Origin of the sequence: Paraburkholderia phenoliruptrix, assembly GCF_047325075.1 — a bacterium.
GTDB classification, from domain to species: domain Bacteria; phylum Pseudomonadota; class Gammaproteobacteria; order Burkholderiales; family Burkholderiaceae; genus Paraburkholderia; species Paraburkholderia phenoliruptrix.
In genome coordinates this window covers 2473472-2486067 of sequence record NZ_CP168530.1, presented here as the reverse complement: position 1 = coordinate 2486067, position 12596 = coordinate 2473472, and the positions used below count along the sequence as shown (strand labels likewise).

Here is a 12596-nt window from a genome sequence, read left to right as displayed (position 1 = left end):
CCGTTACGCTAGTTCGACAGCGACAGATACGGCGAGCTGAGCGGCGTCGGCGGGAAGGGCTGCAGGCCGGTCTGTTTCGTGAAGCTGTAGCGCATGTAGACAGCGGCAAGCCACTCTCGATATTGATAAGCATTGCCGAGCGACGCCGTTGCCCCGAACGCCAGTTGCGGCGCGAGCTGATATTCGCCGACGGCGCTAAGCGAATACGAGACGCCGGTCTTGCTTTGGCCGGGGTACTGGGCGTTGCTGTCCACGCTCGTGCCGATCAGCGCGGCGTTCGCCGCGGCCGCCGCCTGCATCCCGCCCGAGTCGCCGAGCGGGAAGTAGTTCGACGCGTCCTGCCGGTAATGCTGCACGCCGATTGAGCCCTTCACGTCGTACGTGAAGGCGCCGTTGCGGCCGGTCCATTCGATCGGCAAATTCAGGATCACATACTGTTGCGGGCTGAAGTAACCGCCTTGGCCATACGTGAAGTACGACAGGTTCTTGTTGTAGCGCATGAGCGTCGTATTCACGCCGATGGTGAACGTCTGGTCCGCGTCCTTGAAGAGACGCGTATAGACGCCGCCGCCGCCCTTCACCGCGTTATTGCTCGCGACGTGATGGCCCTGGTAGTACTGATACGCGGCGTTCACGTAGAGCCCGTTGGTGCCGTCGTCCCAGGCGAGGCTGGCGAGCCCGCCCGTCGACGTCACGCCGCCCCATTCGAGACCCGACGCGGCGTCGCGCGTGCCCGCGTAGGAGAGCAGGCTGTCCGTCACCGCGCGCCGCGCGACGGCCAGCGAATACGATACCTTGTCGGTGATGCCGCCGTTGTACTGTCCGCCGCCGACAATGTTTGTTTCGCGAAAGCCGATCGGCGTCACGCCGATATCGCCGGAAAGCGAGCGGCCCTCGTAGCCGACCGAGAGGCCCACGCCGCTCGCCGTCTGGCTGCCGTAGTTGTTGGTGCCCGCGACCGCCGCCGTCGCCGACGAGCTGTTCGAGAGCCCCGCGCCAAAGCGCGCGAGCGTCGAGACGTTGCCGCTCGCCGTGCCCGCATCGAGCGTGACGGGCGTCGCCGTCACGACGACATGACCGTTGCCCGCCTTGATGCGGCCCTGGATCGGCGCCTCGATGTCGGTCAGCGTGGACAGGCCGTCCTCGCCGCTGCGATTGCGAAACACGATGCCGGCCGAGATCGTGCTCGCCTGCTCGCGATTGACTTGCGCCAGTTCGTCGGCCACGCCGAGCGTTTGCGCGTTGGCGACATTGCCTTGCGCGTAGTTCGCGCCATTGCCGCTCATGCCCGGTTGCTGCGGGTAATACGCTTGTGCATAGCCGGTGGGCGGCTGCGGGATATACGGTTGCTGCTGCGCGTAATAGCCCTGATTGCCGTAGTTTGGCTGCTGCTGCGGATAGGGTGGATAAGGCTGCTGAGCGTAGGGCTGCTGGCCATACGGTTGTTGCTGCGAATACGGCTGATAAGGCTGCTGCCCATAACCCTGCGGTCCGTAATACGGCTGCTGCTGCGCGTAACCTGCCCAATTGCGGGTGGTTCTCGACGCGCTCTGCTTTTTGCTCGCGCTGCGCTTGCCGTTGGCGGCGGCTCCCGTCGCCGAGCCGTAAGGCTGCATCGCGCCGGCGTTGGCCTGCGCCTCGCGCGCGGCGGGCGACATCGGCCACGGGGTCGGCGCGTAGCTGTCCGGCGTGCCGTACTGTTGCGGCGGATACGGCGCCGGCTGACCCTGCTGCGCATAGGCCGGGTCATACGGCTGTTGCATCGGTTGCATCGGTTGCATCGGCTGCATCGGCTGCATCGGCTGCATCGGGGCGGACGCCGGCATCTGCGGCAAGCCGGCCTGGCCGCCTTGACCACCCTGTCCGGGATATGGCTGCAACGGCGCGCCGGACTGGCTCGAACCGTAGCTCTCCTGACCGTAACCGCCGGCGTCGGCGCTTTGGCGAGGCGTGTTGTACGGCAGCGCGGCCGGCGCGCTGTTCGGCGCCTGCGGTTGCGCCTGCGGTTGCGCATAAGGTTGCGTGTAGGGCTGCGCACCTCGCTGCGGATACGACGGTTGATACGACTGCGGATACGACTGCACTCCGGGCGCCGTATTCGGCTGAACGTACGGAGCAACATACGGCGCGGGCTGCGGGGGCGGCGGATAGTTCGGCACGGTCTGTGTCGGCAATGAAGACTGCGAGTACGGAACGGAGGCGCGCGCGGCATTCGGCAGAGCACTGAAGCCGAGCGCGGCGTTATCGGCTTCGGTCGGCGCGACCGTCGCGGTTTTCCCTTCGAAGGGATTGGTGCCGGGCAGCGGCGTCGCACCGATCCGGCGCATCGCGATCTCCCAGCCGCGCGGCACGTTGCTCGCGGCGCCGTTGCGCGGCGCATTCGCCATGAGCGGCGTATTGGCGGCGACGAGCGAGCGCTGCAGATACGTCGACGCGAGCGACAGTTTGCCTTGCGCGCGGTACATACGGCCGACGGTCGCGAGCACGCCGGGGTCGTTGGGTGCCGCATTCAACGCCTCTTTCGCGAGCGATTCCGCGTAGCTGAACTGCTTCGCACCGGACGCCGCGGAAATGGCGGCCTGCAGCAGGTTGAGATCGTCCGGTTTGCGCCGCAAGGCGACGCGATAGCTTTCGAGCGCATTGCGGTCGTCGCCGGCCGTCGCATACAGGCGGCCGAGTGCCGCTTGCAGGTCGGGATTGTCCGGCATCGCGGCGAGCCACGGCGCGATCACGTCGTAGGCGCTCGCGAGATCGCCGCGCTGACGCACGAGATCGCATTGCTTGATGACGATGCCGAGATTCAGGTTGCCGAAGTCCGCGCGCTGCTGCGGCGTCAACTGCATCGACGCGAGCCGCCGCATCACCATGCCCAGTTCGGACTCCTGCCGGGTCGCGGCGAGAATGCCCGCGTATTGCAGCAGGAGGTCGGTGTTGCCGGGCGCCGCGCTCATCGCACCGCGCACGAGGGACAGCGCACGGTTCGGGTCGCCGGCCTGCTGGTAAGCGCCTGCGATCACGCCGACCAGTTCGGGGCTGTTGCCCGCGACCGGCTCGGCAGCCCGCAGCGTCGCGAGCGCCTGCTGCATCTGGCCGCTTTTCGCCATGCGCGCCGCCAGTTCCGCCTGCTGATGCACCCAGAGCCGATGCTGCAACGACGCCATCGCGTCGGTGCGCTGCGCGGCCGGAATGCGTTCCAGTTGCGCAAGGCCAGTCGACCAGTCCTGGGTTTCCGCCGAGAGCAGGGCGCTCGCGTAGAGTGCATCCGTCATGTCGGGATGCGCGGCGAGCAGCCCGTCCATCATGCTGCGCGCGTTGGCGACGGCACCCTGGCGCACGTAGATGCGCGCAAGGTCGAGGCGCAACCACGGGTCGTCGGGCGTGTTGAGAAGCGCGTCTTCAAAGAGACTGCGCGCGCTGCCCAGGTCGCCGCGCGCTTCGGCGGCGCGCGCCTGCGCCGCCTGCGCTTCGCCTCGCAGACGGTTGATGCCGCCCGCCTTCGACTGCTGCTCCGCGTTCAACTGGTTGGCGAATTGCAGCGCTTCGTCGCCGCGGCCCTGAGCGGCGAGCGCGCCGACGAGCCCGCGAATCGCGTCCGGGTTGTCGGCCTGGCGGCGCAGCGCCATCCGGTACGCCTGTTCGGCGCCGGCCGCGTCGTGGTTCGCGAGCAGCATTTCGCCGAGCAGCACCTGCGCCGTGACGTCGGACGGATTCATTGCAATGGCGCGTTCGAACAGCGACTTCGCCTTCGCGAGCTCGCCGTTGCTGCGCGCGCCGATCGCGTCGCTCGTGTAGGTCCAGTAGGTGGCGCTGTCGAGCGCGGTCTTCCAGCGCGCCGGATTGCCGTTGCGCGACGCCCGCTCGAGATAGTTGCGCGCTTCCGCGAAATGCTCCTGCTTCAGCGCGGCGATGCCCATGCCGCCGAGCGCGTCGGTATCGTTCGGACTACTCGCTAGTACCGACGAAAACTTCGCGCGCGCGGCGGCGGGGTCGTTGCGGTCGAGCGCGGCGAAACCGTCGGCGATCAGGCGGCCGCGCGCATCGACGGCGGCGTTTTCCTGCGCGCGCTCGCGCGTCGAGCGGTCCTGCTGCACCATCGAATCGAAACGCGCCTTGACCGCGGCGTCGTCGCCCGCGCTTTGCAGATACGCCTGATACAGCGCCGAGTCCGAGGGGCGCGCGTCGAGCCAGAGCAGCGCCTGGCGCCAGCTCTTTTTCGCCGACGCGCCCACCGTGCTGTCGCCCGCGAGCTTCTGCAGCCGCGCAATGCCGTCGCGGCGCGTGACGTCGCGATAGGTCAGATGCTGCGCGTAGGCGAGCGCATAACGCGGATCGTCGGGATTGTCGCGCGCGAGCTGTTCGAGCCCGCGGCGCGCCTCGTCCCAGCCTTGCGGCGTGGCCGAGAGCGCCTGGTAATACTCGAGCTGCAACTCGGGTGTGGCCGGCTTGCCGCTCAAGGCCCGCTGATATTCCTGCACGGCGCTCGCGCTCTGGCCGCTTTGCGCGAGCCGCCGCGCGTCGTTCACCGTCTGATCGCGCAGGCTCGATTCGCCGAGCCGCCGGCCGAGGTCGTCGAGGCGCGGATAGTTGGGCGCCACTGCCTTCAGGCGTGACAGATACTGCTGCGCGCCCGCGCCGTCCTTGCGGTCGGCGAGCACCATGCCCATGCCGAAGAGCGCATCGGGCTGCTTGGGGTCGATGCGCAGCACTTTCTGCCAGGCCTGCTCGGCGAGGTCGCCGCGCTGATGCGACTGCCAGTACTTGCCCTGGTCGATCAGCACGCTCATCGGATCTTTGGATGCCTGCGCCAGCGCGTCGGGCGCGGCGGCCGCCATGCAACAGGCGAGCGGCATGCTTAGCGCGACGCGTAGCGACAAGGTAAGGGCGCTCAATCGCATGCGTTTCTCCAGCCCGGCACGAGACGGCCGCTTTCGTCAAAGCGATAGCGTCCGTCGACGAAACCCGTGCCGAACAAGCCCAGCACCCTGTCGTAGTACACCGGTTCGCGGCCCGGCACGCCGGCGTCGAGCGCGGCCAGATGTGTGCGCGCGAGGCCGAGGCCGTGCGCGTCGCCGAGCGCCTTGAAGTACGGCGCGAGCGCGCCCCAGTAGCTGAGCGGGCCTTCGCCGCTTGCCGTGCCGTTGGTCGACGACACCTTTTCCGGCGGATAGCCGTTTTGCTCGACTTTCGCGCGCATGCCGCCCAGCGCGGCGAGCCACGGCTTCGCGAGCGGATCGGCGGGCGAGGCGAGACCGGCCCACAGGTAGACGCGGATCGCGTCGTAGCTGCCGATGTCGCCGTTCTTCGGATCGACCACGAACTGGCCGTTCTGCCACGCGGCCCAGTCCGCCGCGAAGCCTTGCGGCGAGGTCGTTTTGACGAGCTTGTAGGCGCTTTCCGCGAGCTTGGCCCACGGGCCGCCCGGCAGTTCGTGGGCGAGCGCGCGCAGCACGGGCAGCGGCAGATAGCTCGGATTCAGACGCGTGACGCCGCCGTCCCTGAAACCTTGCGGCCCCGGCAGCAGCATCGGACCGACGCCCGGCAGGCTCGTCGTCTCGTCGCGGACAATGCGCGCCGCGAGCGCCTGGCCGAGCTGCGTATAGGCGGGTTCGTGCCACAGGCGTCCGGCTTGCAGCAGGTCGTAGGCGATCCACAGGTCGGAGTCGGATGCCGAATTGGGATCGAGCACGCCATACGAGCCGTCCGCCTTTCTGCCCCATAGCCACGCCGGCAGGCGCAGGTTCTGCGGATCGAACTGATTGGCCGCGAGATTGGCGCGCGTCCAGTTCAGCAGGCGGTCGAAGGTCGCGCGGTCGTTCGCGACGAGCGCAAAGAAGAGGCCGTACGACTGGCCTTCCGACGTGGTCTGCTGAGTCGGCGTCGAGTAGTCGATCACGCGGCCATCGGCCTGCACGAAGCGTTCGACGAACGTGCGATAGGCGCTCCAGTCGCCGCATGCGCCGGGCGCGGCGGCCGGCTGGGCGGCCTTCGCGAGCCGGGCCGATCCCGCCGATGCCGCGAGTCCGAGCGTCAGGCCGAGCGCCACCGCGAGGCCCTGTTTTCTGTTGATTCCAAACCGCATATCAGTCCTGTGAGTCCTTCAAACGGCGCGCCGCGATGGAGCGCAGCATCCGGTAGAACAGCCCGGCGATGATCAATGCCGCGAGCACGCCGCCCAGCATCAGCAGTAGCGGATGCGACGACAGCGCCCAGCGCAGATATTCCTGCGGCGACAAATGGCCGACATAGTACGCGTCTCCGTTCGAGGCGATGGTCACTGTGCGGCCGTGAATCACGGCCATCGCGCCTTGAATTTCCGGCAGCATGTCGGCGTCGAGCAGCGCCGAGGACAGATCGGCGTCCGACTGGCCCGCCGCGCTGATCAGCGCGACGGCGCTGCGGCCCTTCCTGAGCGGCGACTCGAAGCCGGTGAGAAGCGCATCGCCGTTCGAACTCACAAGCGTCAGGTCGGCCCGCGCGGGCAGGCGCTCGACCCCGCGCTCGCCGTGCCACCAGTCCTCGAGCTTGAAGACGATGTCGGAGATCTGGAAGGTGCGCGAGTCGCCGTTGCTGGAGAAGGGCATCGACTTGGCCCAGCGTTGCAGCAGCGGCTGCTTGCCCGGCGCGCCGAAAATGAGCAGGTCCTTGTCGGCGTATTGGTCGACGTCGTCGGGAGTGCCCACCGTCACGCCCGCCACCGGGTAGCCGGTCGACGCGCCCATGCGGCCCATGGTCAGCAGATACAGGCTGTAGTCGCTCGAATCCGCGTCGTTCGGCAGGATCGCCGCGGTCTCCGACAGGTCCGCCATGCGCGTGAACGGAAAACCGCTGTTGGCGAACGCCGCGAGGTCGGGCAGCGCCATGTAGTGTGGGAACGACGACAGGTCGATCGTCGAGTTCGGGTCGACCGCGCCGATCACGTTTTCGAGCAGGCGGCCGTGGCATTCGCCGGTATTCGGAATGTCATAGTAGAAGTGCAGACGCAGTTGCGCGCGCGGCGTCAGCAGCAGCGGCGGAATGTGCACGGTGTGGCGCGCCTCGGCGGTCTTGTCCGGCAACACGCGCGCGAAGTAGCGGCTCAGCTCGAACACCGAGTCGGACTCGACGGGAATCGGCAGCGACTGCACGAAGCCCTTGTTCACGCTTATGTTCAACGACGAGCGGTCGCGCTGCGGCCGCACCGTGTAGCGGTAGCGCAGGTCGATCGGCGCGCCCTTGGTGTGCCACATGAAGAGATCGGGCGGCACGCGCAGGTTCACGTGGACCGCGTCGGCGTCGTAGCCGCTGACGGTCAGGTCGCTCGCGTCGGCGAGTTCGCCGAAGCGCACCGGGCGGTTGGTCGGCAGCCAGTTCGGCGCGTCGTAGGGCGTGCGCTTCGCAAGTTCGGTCAGGCCCGTGATGGTCGCGCTCTGTCCTGCGAGCATGTTCCGGCCGATGCCGAGCGCGCGCGCGGCGATCTTCAGTTCGGCGTCGTTGCGTCCCATGACGAGCAGCAGCTTGCCGCGCGCCGGCGCGTCGCGGTCGACCACGGCCACCGTCGGCCCGGAGATTGCCGGCGTTTGCACGCCGGCGGGGCGCTGGTCGCCGCTCGCAAACACCACCGCGTTGCCCGACAGCGGCACATTGTCCTGCTGCGCCGGGAAAATCGCGCCGCGATAGCCGGCGAGCGCGCCGAACCACGAGGCCACGATGCCGCCGGCTTCGAGCGTGCCGGCGCTCGGCTTGTGCGGAAACACGAACGGCAATTCGAGGCGGCGCACGTCGCGGCGGTCGAAAAACGGCTGCGGCAGCGCCGCGAGATCGGGCTTGCTGGCAAGCGACGCATAGGTCAGATCGAGCGAACTCGCATTGCTCACGGTCGCCCACAGCGACGAGTTCGCCGGGTCTTCGCAGTTCGTCGTGTAATGGCCGATCAGCTGGACGTTCAGGTGATTGAATTCGGTGACGAAGCGCGGATCGATCGACACGTCGCGTGCGACCAGCATGCCGGCCTGCTCGCGCGGCACGGGCAGCGTGGCGGCGACCTCGCCGTTCACCAGCACCTTCAGTTGCGAAAGATTCGGCAGCAGCGCGGGCGAGTAGCTGTAGACGAGATGCAGGATCGCGCCCGTCACCACTTCGTCGCCGCGCACGGAGAACGCCACGCCGTTCTGGCCGTCGGTGCCGCGCAGTTGCAGCGGGTCGAGCGCGCCCAGGTCGGCGAAGGTCAGCGTCTGGCGGCGGCCGCCCGGCACGAGGGTGCCCGGCTCCGCGGTAGTCGGCGCCTTGACGCCCAGCGCTTTGACCGCAGACGGGCCGAGCGCCGGAGTCGGCGTGGCGAGCGGCGCCTGAGCGATCATGGCGGCGTCGTAGGGGGCGGCCGGGCTCGGGGGCGGGACGTTGCCGGTGCCGGTGGCCGCGAGGTTGGCTCCGCCTTTCGCGGCGCTGTTGGCCGCCGGGTTGGCCGCGCTATTGGCTGCCGGGTTGACCACCCCTCTCGCTAGAGTATTTCCCGTGTTGCTGCCGACGTTGGTCGCCGCTGCTTCAGCCACCGACGCGAGCGGCGCCGCGAGGGCCGTCTGCAACGCGAGCCAGCAGGCTGTGCCGCGCGCGAGTCGCGAAGCGCGCGGCCTCAATGCACCCCACGGTTGCAAGTCTGTGCCAATGCGAATGTCGCTGCGTGTGTCACTGCGTACGTCGCTGGGCTCGTGCTTCGAGCGTTCGGTGCTTCCCTTCGCCATCCTGTTGCGCATAGATCAGTCTTTGGTTTTTAGCTTTTCGACGTCCACCGGACGGCTTTTCAGCGAAGTTCGCAGGTCGTTGTAAAGATGCTCGAAGAGCCCGAGGATGCCGCGCGCGCCGACCGACAGCACATGCGAAAGGCCGCGCAGCGGCGTGTCCTGCTGGCGTCCTTCGGCCCAGCCGGTCCAGGCGTCGGCGCGTGCAAAGGTGGTCTTCACGAACTCGTATTCCTGCTCGCGTGTCATCGCGGAGAAGCGCAGGCCCACGCGGCCCGGCGCCGTGAAGCCGACGGTGGCGGGGAACGCGTATTCCTCGTCGCCGCGAAAGAGCGACACGGTGACGCGCTCGTGCATCGGCACCTGAATCGCGGCCGGCAGCGCGACGCCCACGCCGCCTTCCGAGTAGTCGATGGTCTTGCAGGCGAGCGTGCGGCCCGTCGAGAACTTCAGCATGACCGGCATTTCCATCGCCACGCGGTGCACCGCGCGAATCTGCCGGCGCTCTCTCGCGGCGGCCACGCTCGCGCCGAGAATCAGCATGTTGTAGACCGTCCAGCCGAGGTTCAGGAGCGTGGTCTGCACGATGCTGCGCGTGTGCCAGTTCAGATAGATATGCACGATGCCGACGCAAAAGCCGATCAGGTTCAGCAGCAGCAGGAACAGGTACGGCCGCGAGATCGCCCAGTCGAAGTAGTTCTTCTCGATCTGCCCGCCCTTGGCCGTGACGTTGAACTTGCCGAGCTTCGGGTTGATCAGCGCGAGCAGCGTGGGCGCGGTGATGTACGACGCCAGCACCGACTCGTACACCTCGGCCCAGAACGAATGACGGAACGAGCGCTGCATGCGCGAATTGGTGATGCTGGCATGCATCATGTGCGGCAACGCATAGATCGCGATGGTGCTCGCGGCGGCCTCGATCACGTGCGCGCCGAAGAAGAGATACGACAGCGGCGCCGTCAGAAACACGAGACGCGGGATGCCGTAGAAGAAGTGCATCATCGCGTTGAGGTAGCACAGCCGCTGGCCGAACTTCAGGCCTTTGCCGGTGAGCGGATTGTCGATGCGGAAAATCTGCGTCATGCCGCGCGCCCAGCGGATGCGCTGGCCGATGTGGCCCGACAGGCTTTCGGTGGCGAGCCCCGCGGCCTGCGGAATCGCGAGGTACGCGGTGGTGTAGCCGAGCCGGTGCAGCTTGAGCGCGGTGTGCGCGTCTTCGGTGACGGTTTCGACCGCAATGCCGCCGATCTCCTCCACCATCGAGCGACGCAGGAGCGCACACGAACCGCAGAAGAAGGTCGCGTTCCACAGGTCGTTGCCGTCCTGCACGAGCCCATAGAACAGCTCGCCTTCGTTCGGCACTTTGCGGAACGTGCCGAGATTGCGCTCGAACGGGTCGGCGGAAAAGAAGTGGTGCGGGGTTTGCAGCATCGACAGCAGCTTGTCGCGCAGGAACCAGCCGAGGCCGATTTGCAGGAACGAGCGGGTCGGAATGTGATCGCAGTCGAAAATGGCGAGGTATTCGCCGTTGGTGATCTTGAGCGCCTCGTTGATGTTGCCGGCCTTCGCGTGGCGGTTATGCGTGCGGATCGTCCAGTTGACGCCGACTTCTTCGCAGAACGCCTTGAACTCGGGACGGCGGCCGTCGTCGAGCACGTGAATGGAGAGCTTCTCAGCCGGATAGTCGAGCGCGAGCGCCGCGTAGATGGTCGGCTTCACCACCGAGAGCGGCTCGTTGTAGGTCGGAATGAAGACGTCGACGGTCGGCCACGCGTCGCGCGAGGCGGGCAGCGGCATGGGCTTGCGCTTGAGCGGCCACGCGGTCTGGAAGTAGCCGAGCATCAGCACGAGCGTCGAATAGACTTCGGCGGACACGAGCAGCAGGCCCCACGCGGCGTCGAGCGGATGCTCCCAGTACGTGGTTGCGGTAAGCCGCCAGTACATATAGCGGCCCGACGTGACCACCGAGAGCATGATCATCACCATCGTCGCGTAACGGCCTTGCAGGCGGCGAAACAGCAGCGCGGTGAGGAAGCAGCAGGTGGCAAACGTCAGTTGCTCGTAAAAAGCGAGCGGCACGGTGAACACGAAATACAGCGTCACCAGCGCGAACAGCGTGACGAGACCAGTGACGATGCGGCTATTCCAGAACGGCGCGTCGACGAGACGTTCCAGGCGCGACGGTTCGATCGCTTCAATCGGCTCCGATTGCGGCGTGCTCATACGACGTTCCTCGGCGTGACGGCGATCGCGTCGACTGCCGCCATGAGCCAGGTGCCGCACGCGCGGAAGTCGGCGGCGGCCTGGCTCAGCGGGTCGTAGTGGATGAGCGTGGTGTCGCAGGCGAGCGCCTCGCTTACGCCTTCGTCGAGATGGATCACGCCCGGGAACAGCTTCTCGCCGAGCATCTGGCGCAGAACCTTGAGAACGTCTTTGGTCAACTGGCGCGACTGGTCGATCTGGTTCACCACGTAGCCGACGCCGCCGAACTCGGCGCGCGGCGCGGCGTAGGTGTCGATCAGCCGCTCCATCTGCGGAATCGCCGCGTACGAGGCGGCGTCGGCGAGCACCACGTTCAGCGCGAAGGTGGCCGCGCACAACGCGGCGCGCGCATAGGCGGACGAACCGGGCGGCGTGTCGACGATCACGACGTCGGACGCATCGAGCCGCAAGGTCCGCAGCGCGTGCGCAAGCCACAGCGGGTCCTGGTCGACGTGCGCCTCGAAGCGGCGGCGGTCTTCCTCGAGCACGGCGCCGTAGGGCAGCACGGTCACGCCGTCCACGCCGTCGAACATGACCGACTGCCACGGGTCGCCGGTCAGCGTGGCGCGCGAGAGGCCGTCAATGCTGTCGAGCGGCACGCCGAAATGCAGGCGCAGCGCGTTCTGCGGATCGAGGTCGAGCGCGATCACGCGGCGGCCGCCGGCGGCCAGCACGGAAGCGAGATTGGCGGCGAGGGTCGTTTTGCCGACGCCGCCCTTGGCGGACACTACTGCAATGACTTTCATGAGCGACGCGGCCCATTGACGAGCCACGAGTTCGGCGCGGCCTGGCCGGCGGCGCCGCGCGGCGTGCCGCGCAAGCGGTCGAACAGCGACTGCAGCGCGACGGGTTCGGCGGCCGCCGCGCCCGACGCGCTGGCGCGGGGTTGCTCGGCTTCGGGCTGGCGGTTGAAGAGCTTGCCGAGGATCGAGCCGGATTGGGGCGCGGGTGCAGGTACGGCTGCAGGTGCAGGTGCAGCTGCGAACATCGGCTTGTGGATGGGCGCGGCGGCCGGTGAGACAGGCGGCACGGCAGCCACTGCAGCCGCACCCACCACCGGCGGCACAGCCTTCTCCAACGCGGCAGCGGACGTGGTCGCGATCTTGCCGGCGGTCTCAGCCACGCCGAAGCGCCCAGCGCCACGCGGCACAACAGGCGGCGGCGCCGGGACGACAACCGGCGGAATGTCGCGCCGAGGGGATCGCGTGAAAAGCGGCGCTTTCGCGCGCAGGACCGAGGCGACGTCTTTCGGCGCGGCCTCGTCGCGTTCGGCTGCGGACGAAGCAGCGGCGGGCTCGTGCCCGGCCGCGTGCGCTGTCGCCGGCTGCTGCCCATGCGGTCCGATAGCCGGAATCGACGGCTGTCGCAGATCCAGCGTCACGAGCAGCGGCCAGCGCGTACGCGCCGTGTGGGCCTCGTTCTCGCGGCCGATTTCCTGGTACGCGTTGGCGTCGCCGCCGAAATGATCGAATAATTTTTCGATGTCGCTCGATGAACTCATGATGCCGCCATTCTTGTCATGACCTGCCTGACCCGGTCCCGGGTTGTCCGTCCTTATGCACAGCCGCCGCCGAAGACCCCATTCCCCACTGACTCGCTCGCGCGCACCGGTCATGCGCG

6 protein-coding genes are annotated in these 12596 nt (G+C 67.7%); all 6 read right to left on the bottom strand.

The features are described 5' to 3' along the window. Positions 1-8: 8 nt before the first annotated feature. The 6 genes from ACEN8U_RS11020 to bcsP are packed head-to-tail and all read right to left on the bottom strand — an operon-like array spanning position 9 to position 12591. Positions 9-4895 carry a cellulose synthase subunit BcsC-related outer membrane protein gene (locus ACEN8U_RS11020; RefSeq protein WP_310109196.1) on the bottom strand — a complete coding sequence of 1629 codons (4887 nt, stop codon included), beginning with the start codon at positions 4893-4895 and terminating at the stop codon, positions 9-11. Next, positions 4886-6079: a cellulose synthase complex periplasmic endoglucanase BcsZ gene (gene bcsZ, locus ACEN8U_RS11015; RefSeq protein ID WP_310109193.1), complete on the bottom strand. Its 1194-nt coding sequence runs from the start codon at positions 6077-6079 to the stop codon at positions 4886-4888. Before bcsZ ends, ACEN8U_RS11020 begins: the two co-directional genes overlap by 10 nt. Before the next feature lies 1 nt (position 6080). After that, positions 6081-8729, bottom strand: a complete 2649-nt coding sequence (gene bcsB, locus ACEN8U_RS11010) for a cellulose biosynthesis cyclic di-GMP-binding regulatory protein BcsB (protein WP_310109191.1) — start codon at positions 8727-8729, stop codon at positions 6081-6083. A gap of 3 nt (positions 8730-8732) precedes the next feature. Next, the gene (gene bcsA / locus ACEN8U_RS11005; protein WP_310109189.1) at positions 8733-10937 is read right to left on the bottom strand and encodes a UDP-forming cellulose synthase catalytic subunit; all 2205 of its coding nucleotides are present in this window, start codon (positions 10935-10937) and stop codon (positions 8733-8735) included. Continuing rightward, positions 10934-11722 (bottom strand): cellulose biosynthesis protein BcsQ, encoded by a 789-nt coding sequence (bcsQ, locus tag ACEN8U_RS11000; protein ID WP_014973069.1) that lies wholly within the window; start codon positions 11720-11722, stop codon positions 10934-10936. The genes bcsA and bcsQ overlap by 4 nt, the downstream gene beginning before the upstream one ends. Further along, positions 11719-12591, bottom strand: coding sequence for a cellulose biosynthesis protein BcsP (bcsP, locus tag ACEN8U_RS10995; RefSeq protein WP_310109186.1), 873 nt, complete (start codon positions 12589-12591; stop codon positions 11719-11721). Before bcsP ends, bcsQ begins: the two co-directional genes overlap by 4 nt. Between the last annotated feature and the right edge of the window lie 5 nt (positions 12592-12596).